The organism is Pseudomonas syringae pv. cilantro, assembly GCF_001293775.1.
GTDB lineage: Bacteria > Pseudomonadota > Gammaproteobacteria > Pseudomonadales > Pseudomonadaceae > Aquipseudomonas > Aquipseudomonas syringae_P.
On record NZ_LGLN01000081.1, the window covers coordinates 240,918 to 256,149 of the forward strand.

The window sequence follows — 15,232 nt, forward strand, 5'->3', positions numbered from 1 at the left end:
GCTTGGGCGCCCCCTGAGCGCAGTAGAAAGAATCTGAACTCAATCCAGATCAACCGGTTTCTTCAACTTCGGATTCGGAAAAAACTGCACACCCTGCACCTTCGGATCAGCCGGTTTGACCACCGCCTTGTTGACCCGCGTGCCCAGCTCTTTCGGGATCGAAAGCCCCTGTGCGTTGAGCGTATCGCTGTAGCCGCAGCCAACGCACTCGCGGTGCGGCACGTCGTCTTCGCTCCACATCATCAGCTTGTCAGGCTCGCTGCACGCCGGGCACACAGCCCCGGCGATGAAGCGTTTTTTGGTAATGACTGCCGGTGTATCGGTCATGCTGCCGCATCCTCACTCAAGCCGCTGTGACGCAACAATGCGTCAATCGACGGCTCGCGTCCGCGGAAATCGACGAACAGCACCATCGGCGCCTGCGAGCCACCACGCGCGAGAATGGCTTCGCGGAAAGCCCGTCCGGTTTCTGCGTTAAGCACGCCGTCTTCTTCGAACTTGGAGAACGCATCGGCGGACAATACTTCGGCCCACTTGTAACTGTAATAACCCGCTGCGTAACCGCCTGCGAAGATGTGCGCAAAGCTGTTCGGGAAGCGGTTGTAAGCGGGCGGGCGCATTACCGACACTTCGTCACGCACGCCTTCCAGCACGTCAAGCACACTGCGGCCATCGCCATGCGTGGCATGCAGCTCGAAGTCGAACAACGAGAACTCAAGCTGACGCACCATCATCAGACCGGACTGGAAGTTCTTGGCCGCGAGCATTTTCTCCAGCAGGTCCTGCGGCAGCGGCTCGCCGGTTTCGTAATGACCGGAAATCAGCGCCAGACCTTCAGGCTCCCAGCACCAGTTTTCCATGAACTGGCTCGGCAACTCGACTGCATCCCAGGCCACGCCGTTGATACCGGAAACACCGGCATGCTCGACGCGGGTCAGCAGGTGATGCAGACCGTGACCGAATTCGTGGAACAGGGTAGTCACTTCGTCGTGGGTCAGCAGCGCAGGCTTGCCCGCCACTGCCGGGGTGAAGTTGCACACCAGATTGGCCACCGGGCTTTGCAGCGTGCCTTCTGCGGTGCGACGACGATCACGCGCGCCGTCCATCCATGCACCGCCACGCTTGTTGGCGCGGGCGTAAAGATCGAAGAAGAAGCGCCCGACGTGTTGGCCGTTTTCCTTGATCTCGAACAGACGAACGTCCGGGTGCCAGGTGTCGAAGCCTTTCTGCTCGGCGATCTCGATGCCATACAGACGCTGGACGATGGAGAACAGGCCGTTCAGCACCGTGTCGATAGGGAAGTAGGCGCGCAGAATTTCCTGAGAAACGCTGTAACGCTGTTCACGCAACTTCTCGCCGTAGAAACCGCTGTCCCAGCTTTGCAGATCCGGGCAACCCTGTTCGGCGGCATACGCCTTGAGCTGCTCGAGGTCCTGAGCGGCGAACTGTTTGCTGCGCTTGGCCAGATCACGCAGGAAGCTCAGCACCTGATCGCTGGACTCGGCCATCTTGGTCGCCAGGCTCAGCTCGGCAAAGTTCGCATAGCCCAGCAATTGCGCCAGCTCCTGACGCAGATCGAGAATCTGCTCCATGACCGGCGTATTGTCGTTCTTGCCAGCGTTAGGGCCTTGGTCCGAAGCACGGGTGCAGTACGCCGCATAGACTTCTTCACGCAGGGCGCGGTCTTCGGCGTAGGTCATCACCGCGTAATAGCTCGGGAATTCCAGGGTAATCAGATAACCTTCAAGGTCCTTGGCCTTGGCAGCGGCGGCCATCTGCTGCTTGGCAGAATCGGTCAGGCCGGCGAGGGCGGACTCGTCAGTAACCAGCTTGGTCCAGGCCTGAGTGGCGTCGAGCAACTGATTGGAAAACTGGCTGCCCAGCTCCGACAGCTTGCTCTGCACTTCGGCATAACGCTTCTGCTGCTCGGGCGGCAGATCGATACCGGACAGGCGGAAGTCACGCAGCGCCTGCTCCAGAATAGTCTTCTGAGCCACATCGAAACTGGCCGCTTCAGGGCCGTTGGCCAAGGCTTCATAGGCCTGGAACAGCTCGCGATTCTGGCCCATCTCGGTGGAGTAGGCGCTCAATGCCGGCAGGCAGGATTCGTAGGCTTCACGCAGTTCCGCGCTGTTACACACGGCATTCAGGTGGCTGACCGGACTCCATGCCGCGCCGAGGCGGTCATTCAATTCGTCCATGGTCAGCACCAGCCCGGCCCAGGTCGGCGTCGAGCCCTGCGTGGCGAGGATGTCGGCAATCGCGGCACGGTTGTCGGCCAGGATCTGTTCGATAGCAGGTTTGACATGTTCGGCACGGATCGCCGAAAAGGGTGGCAGGTCGTACGATTGCAGAAGAGGGTTGTTCGCGCTCACGGTTTTGCACCTTGCCTGGAAGAAACACCCAGCCATCTTAATTACAATCGACGCGGACCGCAGCAACCAAACCCGTTCCGGATGTCTATCACTGCCAAAGAAGGAGCCTATCGTGGCCATTCGCAAGTTCCAGGACCACACCCCAGCCCTCGGCGAACGGGCCTTTGTCGACCATTCGGCAATCGTCATCGGCGACGTCGAAATGGGCGCCGACAGCTCCATCTGGCCGCTGACCGTTGTGCGCGGCGACATGCACCGCATTCGTATTGGCGCGCGCACCAGCGTGCAGGACGGCAGCGTGCTGCACATCACCCACGCCGGCCCCTTCAACCCGGACGGCTTCCCGCTGCTGATCGGTGACGAAGTGACCATCGGCCACAAATCGATGCTGCACGGCTGCACACTCGGCAACCGGATCCTGGTCGGCATGGGCACCACCATCATGGACGGCGCAGTTGTTCAGGACGAAGTGATCATCGGCGCAGGCAGCCTGGTGCCACCGGGCAAAGTGCTGGAAAGCGGTTTTTTGTATGTCGGCAGGCCGGTCAGGCAGGTGCGTGAATTGACCGAAAAGGAAATCGCCTTTTTTCCGTACAGCGCCACCAACTACGTGAAGCTCAAGGATCAGCACCTGGCTGAGGGGTTTGATAAGGCCTGACTATCGCTCCTGTTATACATAGGTCCGCTTCTTATGGCCGAAGGCCCGTGGGAGCGAACTTGTTCGCGAAGAGGGCGGTTCAAACGCCCTGTATATGAGCACGACACTGGCCTCTTCGCGCGCAAGCGAAGCGTCGCCCGGCTCGCTCCCACGAGGTAGCTCAAGGCATCAACTCCCGCAGCGCCGCCTTGCGCGCCTCAGCCGGCATTGCGCCCAACTTCTCTACCGCCTGATAAAACGCCGGCCAATCGCCATTTACCTGCCTGAACAACGCTTCAAACGCCGGCACCCATTGATCATACAAACCAAAGGGCAGCAGCTTGGCATTGTTCATGGGGCTGTTGATCCAGCCATCAAAACGCTTGTCGCCCGCCCATTGCTCATCACGCAGCGTCCGATAATCACGCCGCAGTCGCTCAAACTCCGCAGCCTTGCGCGCCCGCATCACGTCCGCCGACAACGGCTGACGATACAGCGCCTTGAGCCGCTCGCGAGTCTCCAGCACCAACCGAATGAACTGGTCACGCCGCGCCGACTGCGAAACACTTTCCGGCGGCAAGCCCCGCGCAGCACGCCACTGCCGCGTGCCTTCCTGCTCGACAAAACTGGCGTAGGACTCATTGAACTCAGTGTCGTCTTTTACGTAAAAACGCTGATGCGCCAACTCATGAAAAATCAGCGTCGCCAAACGCTCATCGCCCCAACCCAGCATCGAACTGAGAATCGGATCATTGAACCAACCCAGCGTCGAATAGGCTTCCACGCCACTTAAATAAACGTCCTTGCCCGCCTGACGCTGCAACGCCGCCTCACCACGCGCTCCGCCAGGGCTGTAATAACCGCGATACGCGACACACCCGGCAATCGGAAAACAATGCGTGACCGGCTCCAGCGAAAACTCATCCGTGGCAAACACATTCCACACCACATAAGGCCGACCCAGATCCGCATACAGGCGATAGCTCTGGTTATCCGGAAGATGCAAGTGCTCGCTGGCAAAAGTACGCGCCAGTTGCGACCGGGCCAGATGCTCGCGCAAACCTGCATCCCGAGTCGGGTCAGCCACGATTTTCTCTACCGGCTCACGTGCCTGCAGCAACTGCCACTGCCCTTGAGCCAACTGGCCATAGTAGGAAACGCTGGAGCAGCCGGCGAGCAGCGTGAGTGCCATCAGCGATAACAGATGGCGCAGGCGTGAGGCTGAGGGTCTGGGCATGGAGGGCAGGGCTTGGGTGGTGTCGATACGGTGATGTTATGCCGGACGGGTGTGCGGGTGTGCAAGTGTTGTGAGGGTATGAGACGGCGCATTGCGCTGCTTGTTAACCCCCTCTAATTGACAGACGCCGGCCGGTTCACTGTAATAGCTGGCGCTTACGAACAACGCAAAGGACCTGCCATGACCAAAACACCCACTTGCGGGCGAGATGAACTGCCCCGCGCGCTGATTTTCATCCCGCTGGGCCTTGGCCTGCTCTACCTTACTCTTTGCTTGGTCGTTGACCGGATTAACTTCCTGGCACAGGCGCAACGCGCTGAAGGGCATGTCAGCGCCCTGAATGCGGGCGGCAGCCACCCACAAATTGACTTCGCCGATGCTGCGGGTAACGCGGCCAGCTACCCCTCCAAGGCGGCTTTATATTCGGTTATTCGGTAGCCTACCGGTGACAGTGCTCTACCTTGGCGAAGCCCTCTCCAGTACCGCGATCATTCAAGACCAGGGCGCGCTATGGGGGGTGAGCCTGCTGACGGGCCTGTTCGCAATCGCGTTTACCGCAGGAGGCGGTTACCACATGGCTGCATGGATTCGCAGGCGTCGGATGGCACGGTGACTGTAAGAACATTCGAGTGCCCATTGTCATTCGCGGGCGCTAAAAGCCTGCCCCACGGAAACAACGTTACACAATACCGAGAGGCCATGCCTCTCCTGAACCTTCCCCCACCTCAACACTCCCTTCTAATGCCGTAGTTGTAACATCCTCAACGCCAACCGCCGAAAGGACTTCGCATGCCTACAGCCCCAACCCCGCAAACCCCTCCGGTCCAGCGCGAACTCAGCCTGCGTGCCGTCATCACCGGCATCGTTCTGGGCATCCTGCTAACCCCCTCCAATGTCTACGCAGGCCTGAAGATCGGTTGGTCGTTCAACATGTCGATCATTGCGCTGTTGATCGGCTATGCCATCTGGCAAGGACTGACCAGGCGTTCGCCCAATCAGCTGCCGTGGACGTTGCATGAGAGCAATATCAATCAGACGGTAGCGTCGGCGGCGGCGTCGATTATTTCCGGCGGGTTGGTGGCGCCGATTCCGGCTTATACGTTGTTGACCGGGCAGCAGCTGGATGCGATTCCGATGATGGCGTGGGTGTTTTCGGTGAGTTTTCTGGGGATCTGGATTGCGTGGTATTTGCGGCCTTCATTGCTCAATGACTCGTCGCTGAAGTTCCCCGAGGGCATGGCGACGCTGGAGACGCTGTTGCACATCTACAACCACGGCCGGGAAGCGGCTACGCGGTTGAAGGTGTTGCTCAGTGCTGCGTTGCTGTCCGGGTTGGCGAAGTGGGTTGATACGTTTGTGTGGGCGTTCCCGCGCTGGTCGCCGAGTGCGCAGCTGGAGCGGCTGACGTTTACCGCTGACCCTTCGCTGTTGTTGGTGGGGTTCGGTGCGATCATCGGCATTCGTGTGGGCGTAACGCTGTTGCTCGGTGCGTTACTGGCGTGGGGCGGTTTGGCACCGTGGTTATTGGCGCAAGGGCTGGTGACGTTACCCGCAGGGGGCAGCGGCCCGCAGTTCGCGGCGCTGGTGGAGTGGCTGTTGTGGCCGGGCGTGAGTTTGATGGTCTGCTCGACGCTGGCGTCGCTCGCGATTCGTCTATGGGGATTGCACAGGTCCACCAAAGCGAACAGCGGGACGATCTGGGCTGTGCCTAAAGCAGGGCCGGCACTCGGTCTGCTGTTGTCGATCATTCTGGTGGTGAGCCTGCAGACGCTGTTGTTCGGCATCAATCTGTGGATGGCGTTGCTGACCATTCCTCTGGCGATTTGCCTGGCGGCGGTGGCTGCGCGGGTGGTCGGCGCCACGGGTATCCCGCCGATTGGCGCAATCGGGCAGTTGTCGCAATTGAGCTTTGGAATCGTCGCGCCCGGGCAGGTGACGATCAATCTGATGAGTGCCAACACGGCGGGCGGGTCGGCCGGGCAATGCACCGATCTGATGAACGATTTCAAGGTGGGCAAGGCAATCGGGGCCACGCCACGCAAGCAGTTGGTCGCGCAGACGCTGGGGATTTTCGTCGGCAGTATCGTCGGGGTGCTGGCTTATATGGCGCTGATTCCAGACCCGCAAAGCATGTTGCTCACCGAGGAGTGGCCCGCCCCGGCGGTCGCCACCTGGAAGGCCGTGGCGCAAACCCTGACCCACGGGCTGGACTCGTTGTCAGCGAGCATCCGTTGGGCCATCTTTATTGCAGGCCTGACGGGCCTGTTGCTTGGGGTACTCGACAGCACGCTGCCCGCCCGTCGCGCCCGTTACTTGCCAAGCGCCGCTGCGCTGGGCCTGGCGTTTGTCTTGCCGGCGTCGGTGTCGTTGATGATGGCCCTTGGCGCAGTGATCACGTGGCTAGTGAGCTGTCGCTGGGCCAGCCTCACCGAACGTTTCGCGATTACTGCGGCAGCGGGGCTGATCGCCGGGGAAAGCATTACCGGAGTGGGGGCGTCGTTGTGGCAGATGTTTGGTAATGGGTGAGTGGTAGCGCTTTGGTGAGCCAAGGCGGATCGCCAATCGCGATCCGTCAGAGGCTCGCGAAAGCTGAATTCCAGTTTATGAGGTACTTCGGAGCACACCATGGGACCAGGCCATTGACTGGGGCTCTGCGGAAAAGAGCTTCCACACCGCATATTCCGCCCCTCAGCGAGGGCTGCGCTCATTACCGCACACAACAAAAAGCCCACCGTATGGGTGAGCTTTGGGTATTGCTATATCATCTGTCCGTGGGGGGAGGCATAAGCCAGCTAGGCCCTCGGCAAGTGAGCTGACTATAAGGAAATTCAATGTCGACTCTAGAAGTTGCAAAGGCAATCAGACTGTCCATTTCTTCTGCCCGGATTTCAACCTATGAAAATGCAGCGCTTGCTGTGGGCCGGGGACTCGATGAGGCCGTAACGTTATATGCCTGGAACGCCCTCGCCTCTGGAGCATTTCTTACACCTTTGCACCTGTGTGAGGTCATTGTCCGTAACGGCGTTGCCGACGCAATTGCTTCGGTATACGGCCCTCGATGGCCGTGGAGCCTTGGTTTCGAGCAGAGCTTGCCGGATGTCACAGGCCCGACTTTCAAGCCAAAGCAAGAGCTTGCAAGAGCCAGACAAAAATGTTCCACAACCGGGTCTGTTATCGCGGAGCTGAAATTTGTATTTAGGGAAAAAATGTTCACGAAACGGTTTGAGGGCCGTCTCTGGGCACCTTACTTACACCGTTTTTTTCTAAACCTGGAAAAATGCTTCACTGTATCTGCACACCGAGCAAAGATCGCAGCTGATCTTGAGCAAATCCGGTTGCTTCGAAATCGAATTGCTCATCATGAGCCGATCTTTTCACGAAACCTGAAAAGCGATTTTGCCGTTATTCAACGCCTGACTGAAACACGTTGCATCGTTTCTGCAGATTGGATGAATGGCCAACAACAGGTCATGTCAACAGTCGCCACTAAACCTTTTTAAGCAGAGGTACAGACTCAGGTGCCAAGCCGTTTTCTCACTTTAACAATCGCATTCACCCTCGCAACCCTCGCCGGGTGCGCCGGCCCGCTGCCTGCGGTTGATCCGAACATGGCGTGGATCGACATGCGCACACTCACCGGCCAGTTGATCATGGCCGACAAGCTCGATGGCGAAAACACCTACGACGGGCGCTATTTTCAGGTGACGCCGGGCCGTCACGAGTTGCAGGTGCGGTATGACTACGAATACCGGTCGGGCGGAATGGGAATGATCGGCGATGAATACACCGAAATCACCTGCTACGTCAGTGTTCGTTACGAGCACTTCGCCGCAGGGCAGCGTTACATGCTGGAGGTGCGCTCACTGGCCAACAGTGTCGATGCCTGGCTTTACGATGAGAAACGCAACGTAGTGGCCGAAGAGGAGGAAGAGGGCGGCGTGCACTGCATCTGATCAGCGATCATTACGCTGGTAGATGATTTTTTTCGTGCCGTTATCGCAGGTGCCGACGACCATATTGGGATCGGTGGCTTCTTCGTTGGCAACGATTTCCAGCGTGTAGGACGTAACGTTGTTGGCCTGGATCTTGGCTTCGATTTCATCCTTGAGTTCTTCACAGGATTTCGGAGCTGCCAGCGCGCTGGTCGCCAGTACGGTACAGGTCACTGCCAGAATAAAACGTTTCATGCTCGACTCCTGATCAAACTCAAACCACGCGCCGATAGACGCATGACCGGTGAAGCAAGCCAGCTTTATACAGTAGATACAGGAGCGCACAAGGCGCTCCTGCAAGGATCAGCTCAACAATGTCGCGTCCAGCGTGATCTTGGCGTTCAACACTTTCGAAACAGGGCAGCCTTCTTTTGCCTTCTTGGTCAGCTCGTCGAACTGTTCCTGTGTCGCGCCAGGCACTTTGGCCTTGAGAATCAGGTGTACAGCGCTGATAGCGAAACCGCCTTCGACCTTATCCAGCGAAACCTCAGCACTGGTATCGATGCTGTCAGCTTTGAGGCCTGCGTCGCCCAGAATCATCGACAGTGCCATCGAGAAACAGCCCGCGTGGGCTGCGCCGATCAATTCTTCGGGGTTAGTGCCCTTGCCGCCTTCAAAACGTGCCTTGAAGCCGTAAGGTGCTTCGCGCAACACGCCGGTTTCCGTGGAGATGCTGCCGATACCGCTTTTCAGATCACCTTCCCAGTGGGCAGATGCTTTCTTGACGATGCTCATGGTCGCTCCTTTTGGAATGAATGTGGATCATTACTCGTTACAAGGTTCTGAGGATAGCGGGCTCTGGAAAGTTCAACCGTCGGAAAGACCTACCGTTTAAGTAGGTTTTTACCCGACTGCCATTGAAAAGCCCGACTTGCGCCCGCACTGCTGTTTCATCGTGGGCAGCTCCAGCAGCCAGCCCATCTCAATTCGAGGAGCTACCCCCGGCCTATGAAACGTCTGGAAGATGTAAAAATTTCTACGCTTGATCTGGTGCCCGTGCGCCATGACAAGGGTCCCGCCGAATCACTGCGTAATTCCCTGAACCTGGCCCAGCATGTTGAAAAGCTGGGTTACAACCGCTTCTGGGTGGCGGAACACCACAACATGGACGGTATCGCCAGTTCGGCAACGGCGGTACTGCTGGCCTACCTGGCCGGTGGTACGTCGACCATTCGCGTCGGGGCTGGCGGGATCATGCTGCCCAATCACGCGCCGCTGGTGGTGGCCGAGCAGTTCGGCACGCTGGCGAGCCTTTATCCTGATCGCATCGATCTGGGTCTAGGCCGTGCACCGGGCTCCGATCAGATGACCGCCCGCGCGCTGCGCCGCGAACGCTCTGGCAGCGCCGAGGATTTCCCGGATGATGTCACCGAGCTGATGGAGTACCTGGGTCCGCGCACGCCTGATCAAAAAGTGATCGCCGTACCAGGTTCGGGCACCAATGTGCCGATCTGGCTGCTGGGCTCTAGCCTGTTCAGTGCTCAGTTAGCGGGCATGCGTGGGCTGCCGTATGCCTTCGCCTCGCATTTTGCACCGCGCTACATGCACGAGGCGATTCGCGTCTATCGCAATCATTTCCAACCCTCGGCAGTGCTCGACAAGCCTTACGTGATGCTCGGCGTCCCGCTGTCTGCGGCTGACACCGACGAGCAGGCCGAATACCTGGCGACCTCGGTCTACCAGCGCATTCTGGCGTTGATGCGTGGGCACAGCCTCATGCAGCGGCCGCCGGTCGACTCCATGGATGGCCTGTGGCTGCCGCACGAACGTGAAGCAGTGGCAAGCTTTCTGGGGCTGGCGATGGTGGGCGGTCCGGAGAAGATCCGCGCCAAACTGGACGTGTTGCTTGAGCAGACCGATGCCGATGAGCTGATCTTCACCTGCGACATGTACAAGCATGAAGACAGGCTGCGCTCCTACGAAATCCTGGCGCAGGTCGCACACGGCTAAGCAATTTTCCGATTCGGAAAAAAGTGCGCGACCAGAAACAGAATCGCCCCGGACTGGATGACAGTCCGGGGCGATTCTGTTCGTGAAGCCTGCAAACGGGATTAACCGGCGGCCTGACCTGAGTCAGATTCAGGCCCAACGGTAATCAACCGCGCTGGTAAACGATTTCCTTGGTGCCGCCTTCGCAGGTGCCGACGACTTGTTTGCCGGCCGCGCTGCCTTTTTCAACCACCTCCAGCGTGTAGGACGTTACGCCCTTCGCCTGGAGCTTGGCGTCGAGTTCACTTTTCAGCTCGTCGCATGGCTTGCCTGCCGCGAGGGCAGTGCCTGCAATGCTCAACAAGCCTACAGCCAACAAAAACTTCTTCATGGGTAATCCCTCTCGTCCGGCCAGATACAGACGCCATCGGAACAGGCGCCCATTGAACATCCCCGCGCTCATACCGCCCGTTGACGGGTCACGTGGTATATAGCGCAGGTTATGGCAATCGGCCAGCCGAAAGGTTCAGCGGTGTCAGCTGTTGGTAATGCGGAAGCCGACTTTCAGGGTGACCTGGAAGTGCGCAACTTTGCCGTCTTCGATGTGGCCACGGGTTTCGGTCACTTCAAACCATTCCATATGGCTGAGGCTTTTGCTGGCTTCGGCCAACGCATTGTTGATGGCATCTTCGATGGTGGTGGTGGAAGAGCCGACGATTTCAACTTTTTTGTACGTGTGGTGATCGGTCATGGCAGTTCTCCTGGAGGGTCTGAAAAAGACGCGATATAGAGCGCGCTCCCTGCTTCTGTCAGGGGAACGCGCGCAAAAGTTCAGCTCTTTGTACAAATCGCATCGCACTTTCCAAAAAGCCCGGAGTCCGAAACAACACACGCTCACTCAATTGCAGGAGAAACACCATGGCTACTACTTCACTACGTAAGGCCTCGTTGCAGAGCATGGAAGCTGAGATCGAGAGCCTCTTGAAGTCGCTCGAAGGCTTGAAAGCGGATGCTACCGACGAGTCGCGCAAGACCCTGAAAAATCTCAAAGCCAACGCTGAAAGCGCGCTGAGCCACTCGCGCAGCCTGCTGAGCGATGTTTACGAAGACGTCAAAGAAAAAACCCGCGAAAACGCGCTGGCTACCCGTGACTACGCTCAGGAACACCCATGGACCACCGCCGGCGTTGCCGTAGGTGCCATTGGCCTGATCGCAGCCTACATGCTGTTCAAGCGCGGCAACTGATCAGATTCTGATCGGGTTCCCAGGCTGCTTAAGCTCATTTTTCAACCACTGAGCCAATTGTTGCGCCCGACCATCGGCCGCACGTCTGGGTACCCACAACGCAAGCTGCGCCGGGGTTTCGCTGAAACCCCATGGCGCAGCCAGGCGTCCAGCCTTCAGGTCATCGACGACCAGTGGCTCCGGTGCAATCGCAATCCCCAGGCCGGCCACAGCCGCTTCCAGCAAATAATACAAATGCTCGAAACCCTGCCCGTAGTGCAACGCCTGCGCGTCGATGCCGTTCTGCTGCGCCCAGCTTGGCCAGGCTTGCGGGCGCGAGGTGGTCTGCAACAAGGGTTCTGTCAGCAGGGACGTGGCGGGCGCATGGCGCAGGCGTTCAAATCGTTCGAAACGAGGGCTTAAAACCGGCCCGATTCGCTCGCTGACCAGTTCGAAGACTTGCATGTCGGCAGGCCATGGCGGCTCGGCGAATACCAGCAAGGCGTCCAGCCCCGGACGCCGTGGATCAAGATCGCCTTCGCCCGCCGACAGGTGCAGGCGCAAGTCCGGTAGATCGGCATTCAGGCGGCTCAGACGCGGAATGAACCAGCGCGCCAACAGGCTGCCGGAACAGCCCAGCACGAAGGGCGCATCGGCACTGCCCTTGCTTAGTTCGACACAAACGCTGCGCAGCCGGTCGAACGCTTCGCCGCTGACATCACGGAGCCGAATGCCTGCATCTGTGAGTTTCAGGCCACGCCCGTCCTTGCTGAACAGGCTGATGCCCAAGTGCTCTTCAAGCACCTTCAATTGGCGGCTGACTGCGCCGTGCGTCACGCTCAACTGCTCGGCGGCCAGACTGACGCTGCCGAGCCGGGCGGTGCTTTCGAAGGCGCGCAACGCATTGAGGGGAGGGAGGTCGCGGCTCATGATCTGTGAGTTTTCCTGACAGTTTGTGGCGATCTTATCGGTTTTCATTCGGGCATGCGCTGGTTAAAGTGGACCCATTGCCGATCCGGCTCAATCCATTCGCTTAATACTGCAACTGGAGCACTTCATGACTCAGACAAACTTGCGCAGCGGCCCCGACGCCAACGGCCTGTTCGGCTCATTCGGCGGCCGCTACGTGGCTGAAACCCTTATGCCGCTGGTGCTGGACCTCAACCGCGAGTACGAAGCGGCCAAGGTTGATCCTGAGTTCATCAAGGAAATGGCCTACTTCCAGCGCGATTACATCGGCCGTCCCAACCCGCTGTACTTCGCCGAGCGCCTGACTGAGTTCTGTGGCGGTGCGAAGATCTACTTCAAGCGTGAAGAGCTCAATCACACTGGCGCGCACAAGATCAACAACTGCATCGGCCAGGTGCTGCTGGCCAAGCGCATGGGCAAAAAACGCCTGATCGCGGAAACCGGCGCGGGCATGCACGGCGTTGCCACTGCAACCGTGGCAGCGCGTTTCGGCCTGCCTTGCGTGATCTACATGGGCGCGACCGACATCGAACGCCAACAGGCCAACGTGTTCCGCATGAAGCTGCTGGGCGCTGAAATCGTGCCGGTCACTTCCGGCACCGGCACCCTGAAAGACGCGATGAACGAAGCGCTGCGCGACTGGGTGACCAACGTCGATGACACCTTCTACCTGATCGGCACCGTGGCCGGCCCACACCCGTATCCGGCGATGGTGCGTGATTTCCAAGCCATCATCGGCAAGGAAACCAAAGAGCAGATGCAGGAGAAGGAAGGCCGCCTGCCGGACAGCCTGGTCGCCTGCGTCGGTGGTGGCTCCAACGCGATGGGCCTGTTCCATCCGTTCCTCGATGACGCCAGCGTAGAAATCATCGGCGTCGAAGCCGGCGGCCATGGCGTGAATACCGACAAGCACGCGGCCAGCCTGAACGGCGGCGTACCAGGTGTGCTGCACGGTAACCGCACTTACCTGCTGCAAGATGGCGACGGGCAGATTACCGATGCGCACTCGATTTCTGCCGGTCTGGACTACCCGGGCATCGGCCCGGAGCACGCCTTCCTGCACGAAGTGAAGCGCGTCGAATATGTCAGCATCACCGATGAAGAAGCGCTGGACGCGTTCCATCAGTGCTGCTTGCTGGAAGGCATCATCCCGGCCCTGGAAACCGCTCACGCACTGGCCGAGGCCATGAAGCGCGCGACCAACCTGCGCGACGATCACTTGATGGTCGTGTGCCTGTCCGGGCGCGGCGACAAAGACATGCAAACCGTCATGAACCACATGGCAGCCGCCGACAAAACTCAGGAGAAGCTGGTATGAGCCGTCTCGAACAACGTTTCGCCCAGCTGAAAACCGAAGGCCGCGCGGCGCTGGTGACTTTCATCACCGCTGGCGACCCTGGCTACGACACCTCGCTGAAAGTGCTCAAAGGTCTGCCCGCTGCAGGTGCTGACGTGATCGAGCTGGGCATGCCGTTTACCGATCCGATGGCGGATGGCGTGGCGATTCAACTGGCCACGCTGCGCGCTCTGGATGCTGGCCAGACGTTGCAGAAGACGCTGCAGATGGTCAGCGAGTTTCGGGTCGACGATCAGACCACACCGATTGTGCTGATGGGTTACTACAACCCGATCCACCGTTTTGGCGTTGAAGCGTTCGTGGCGCAGGCCAAGGAAGCAGGCGTCGATGGCCTGATCATCGTTGACCTGCCACCCGAGCATGACGCCGAACTGGCGACGCCTGCACAGGCGTCCGGCATCGACTTCATCCGCCTGACTACGCCGACAACAGACGACGCGCGTCTGCCGCGTGTGCTGGAGCGCAGTTCCGGGTTCGTCTATTACGTGTCGGTTGCCGGGGTGACCGGTGCGGGTTCGGCAACCACCGAGCATGTCACCGAAGCCATCGCACGCTTGCGTCGACACACCAGCCTGCCGATCAGCGTCGGTTTCGGTATCCGCACACCCGAGCAGGCAGCCGCCATTGCCCGCCTGGCAGATGGTGTTGTGGTGGGCTCGGCGTTCGTCGACAAAATCGCGACGGCCGAGTCGCCGGATCAGGCAATCGATGGCGTGTTGACGCTGTGCGCCGCCTTGGCCGAAGGCGTACGTAACGCGCGCGTCAGTTGAGGGTAAAGTTTCTGATACAGAGGAATCAACGCGCTGGCAGCAGTTCTATGTAGCAAGACACAAGGGGTTCATGACCAGCGTCATGAGCCCCTTTTTGCTGCATTGAGTAAAGCCGAGGAAGCACCCATGAAACTGCCAAACCGTTTTATCACCGGGCTGGGTATCCTGATGATCAGCGCCAGCCCGCTGCTGCAAGCTGCACCACCTGATCAGCGCGGTGAAGGCCCGGACGACAACCGTGGCGGGCACAACGAGCGCGGCAATGAGCGTGGCCAAGGTAATGACAAAGGTAACGGCCCAGGCAAACAGGCTCATCAGGACAACCGAGGCGGCAATCGTCCGCCGCAGGATTTCGGCCCGGTACGCGAGACTTTCCAGCAGCACCGCGACGTCATCGGTCGGGGCCAGCCCCTGCCACCGAGCGTACACATCGTCAAAGGCAAACCGCTGCCACGCGGCTACGGCAAACGCCTGGACAGCCGTTCACTGCAATACCTGCCACGTTACGACGGCTACGAATGGCGCCGCCTGGGCACCGACGTCGTACTGATCACCGTGGGTTCGGGGATTGTTTACGCGATTCTGGATGGTGTGTTGAATTGATGCAGCACTCAGGTTCCGCGCCCAAGATTTTGCACAAGTCCGCTTTGTGATTATGGCCGAAGGCCGTAGGAGCGACCGGGGCGGCGCTCCCACGCCCTCCGGGTAGAAGCACGTTTCAACTATCGCATAATCCCTTGTG

17 protein-coding genes and 1 pseudogene are annotated in these 15,232 nt (G+C 59.2%); 10 read left to right on the plus strand and 8 right to left on the minus strand.

Annotated features, from left to right (window positions below; translation table 11 throughout):
- Positions 1-39: 39 nt before the first annotated feature.
- On the minus strand, positions 40-327 hold the full coding sequence (locus tag ABJ99_RS23605) for a YheV family putative zinc ribbon protein (protein WP_054087857.1): 288 nt from the start codon (positions 325-327) through the stop codon (positions 40-42).
- A complete protein-coding gene (gene prlC / locus ABJ99_RS23610; RefSeq protein WP_054087858.1) occupies positions 324-2,375 on the minus strand; it encodes an oligopeptidase A in 2,052 nt (683 codons plus the stop codon). The genes ABJ99_RS23605 and prlC overlap by 4 nt, the downstream gene beginning before the upstream one ends.
- 112 nt (positions 2,376-2,487) lie before the next feature.
- Here prlC and ABJ99_RS23615 point away from each other — a divergent pair, with 112 nt between their 5' ends.
- Positions 2,488-3,033: a gamma carbonic anhydrase family protein gene (locus ABJ99_RS23615; RefSeq protein ID WP_054087859.1), complete on the plus strand. Its 546-nt coding sequence runs from the start codon at positions 2,488-2,490 to the stop codon at positions 3,031-3,033.
- A gap of 160 nt (positions 3,034-3,193) precedes the next feature.
- Here the strand turns inward: ABJ99_RS23615 and ABJ99_RS23620 are convergent, their stop codons facing one another.
- Positions 3,194-4,249, minus strand: a complete 1,056-nt coding sequence (locus ABJ99_RS23620; RefSeq protein WP_054087860.1) for an aminopeptidase — start codon at positions 4,247-4,249, stop codon at positions 3,194-3,196.
- Between the two features lie 180 nt (positions 4,250-4,429).
- Here ABJ99_RS23620 and ABJ99_RS23625 point away from each other — a divergent pair.
- The 4 genes and pseudogenes from ABJ99_RS23625 (at position 4,430) to ABJ99_RS23640 (ending at position 8,202) form a co-directional block, all read left to right on the plus strand.
- Positions 4,430-4,862, plus strand: a pseudogene (locus ABJ99_RS23625) (DUF3592 domain-containing protein).
- Positions 4,863-5,038: 176 nt separating this feature from the next.
- Positions 5,039-6,775, plus strand: a complete 1,737-nt coding sequence (locus tag ABJ99_RS23630) for an OPT family oligopeptide transporter (RefSeq protein ID WP_054087861.1) — start codon at positions 5,039-5,041, stop codon at positions 6,773-6,775.
- Positions 6,776-7,080: 305 nt separating this feature from the next.
- A complete protein-coding gene (locus tag ABJ99_RS23635) occupies positions 7,081-7,749 on the plus strand; it encodes a hypothetical protein (RefSeq protein ID WP_054087862.1) in 669 nt (222 codons plus the stop codon).
- An 18-nt stretch (positions 7,750-7,767) separates the two neighbouring features.
- Positions 7,768-8,202, plus strand: a complete 435-nt coding sequence (locus tag ABJ99_RS23640; protein WP_080378286.1) for a PA0061/PA0062 family lipoprotein — start codon at positions 7,768-7,770, stop codon at positions 8,200-8,202.
- On the opposite strand, the gene ABJ99_RS23645 is transcribed toward ABJ99_RS23640, so the two are convergent.
- Complete coding sequence (locus ABJ99_RS23645) at positions 8,203-8,436, minus strand: DUF1161 domain-containing protein (RefSeq protein WP_005894724.1); 234 nt, start codon at positions 8,434-8,436, stop codon at positions 8,203-8,205.
- A gap of 108 nt (positions 8,437-8,544) precedes the next feature.
- Positions 8,545-8,976 carry an OsmC family protein gene (locus tag ABJ99_RS23650; RefSeq protein ID WP_054087864.1) on the minus strand — a complete coding sequence of 144 codons (432 nt, stop codon included), beginning with the start codon at positions 8,974-8,976 and terminating at the stop codon, positions 8,545-8,547.
- 213 nt (positions 8,977-9,189) lie between these two features.
- Between ABJ99_RS23650 and ABJ99_RS23655 the strand changes: the two genes are divergently transcribed.
- A complete protein-coding gene (locus tag ABJ99_RS23655) occupies positions 9,190-10,191 on the plus strand; it encodes an LLM class flavin-dependent oxidoreductase (RefSeq protein ID WP_054087865.1) in 1,002 nt (333 codons plus the stop codon).
- A 145-nt stretch (positions 10,192-10,336) separates the two neighbouring features.
- Here the strand turns inward: ABJ99_RS23655 and ABJ99_RS23660 are convergent, their stop codons facing one another.
- Together ABJ99_RS23660 and ABJ99_RS23665 are read right to left on the minus strand one after the other, a co-directional pair.
- Entirely contained in the window at positions 10,337-10,561 is a 225-nt protein-coding gene (locus ABJ99_RS23660; RefSeq protein ID WP_007248365.1) for a DUF1161 domain-containing protein, read from the minus strand.
- A 144-nt stretch (positions 10,562-10,705) separates the two neighbouring features.
- Positions 10,706-10,921, minus strand: a complete 216-nt coding sequence (locus tag ABJ99_RS23665) for a dodecin (RefSeq protein ID WP_007248366.1) — start codon at positions 10,919-10,921, stop codon at positions 10,706-10,708.
- Positions 10,922-11,088: 167 nt separating this feature from the next.
- Here ABJ99_RS23665 and ABJ99_RS23670 point away from each other — a divergent pair, with 167 nt between their 5' ends.
- Positions 11,089-11,415 carry an ElaB/YgaM/YqjD family protein gene (locus ABJ99_RS23670; RefSeq protein WP_003318456.1) on the plus strand — a complete coding sequence of 109 codons (327 nt, stop codon included), beginning with the start codon at positions 11,089-11,091 and terminating at the stop codon, positions 11,413-11,415.
- Here the strand turns inward: ABJ99_RS23670 and ABJ99_RS23675 are convergent, their stop codons facing one another.
- Complete coding sequence (locus ABJ99_RS23675) at positions 11,416-12,372, minus strand: LysR family transcriptional regulator (protein WP_054087866.1); 957 nt, start codon at positions 12,370-12,372, stop codon at positions 11,416-11,418. It lies immediately after the preceding gene.
- Between the two features lie 79 nt (positions 12,373-12,451).
- Here ABJ99_RS23675 and trpB point away from each other — a divergent pair, with 79 nt between their 5' ends.
- The 3 genes from trpB (at position 12,452) to ABJ99_RS23690 (ending at position 15,093) form a co-directional block, all read left to right on the plus strand.
- Positions 12,452-13,681, plus strand: a complete 1,230-nt coding sequence (gene trpB / locus ABJ99_RS23680; RefSeq protein ID WP_054087867.1) for a tryptophan synthase subunit beta — start codon at positions 12,452-12,454, stop codon at positions 13,679-13,681.
- Positions 13,678-14,490: a tryptophan synthase subunit alpha gene (gene trpA, locus ABJ99_RS23685; RefSeq protein WP_054087868.1), complete on the plus strand. Its 813-nt coding sequence runs from the start codon at positions 13,678-13,680 to the stop codon at positions 14,488-14,490. The genes trpB and trpA overlap by 4 nt, the downstream gene beginning before the upstream one ends.
- 126 nt (positions 14,491-14,616) lie before the next feature.
- Complete coding sequence (locus ABJ99_RS23690) at positions 14,617-15,093, plus strand: anti-virulence regulator CigR family protein (RefSeq protein WP_054087869.1); 477 nt, start codon at positions 14,617-14,619, stop codon at positions 15,091-15,093.
- Positions 15,094-15,232: the final 139 nt, after the last annotated feature.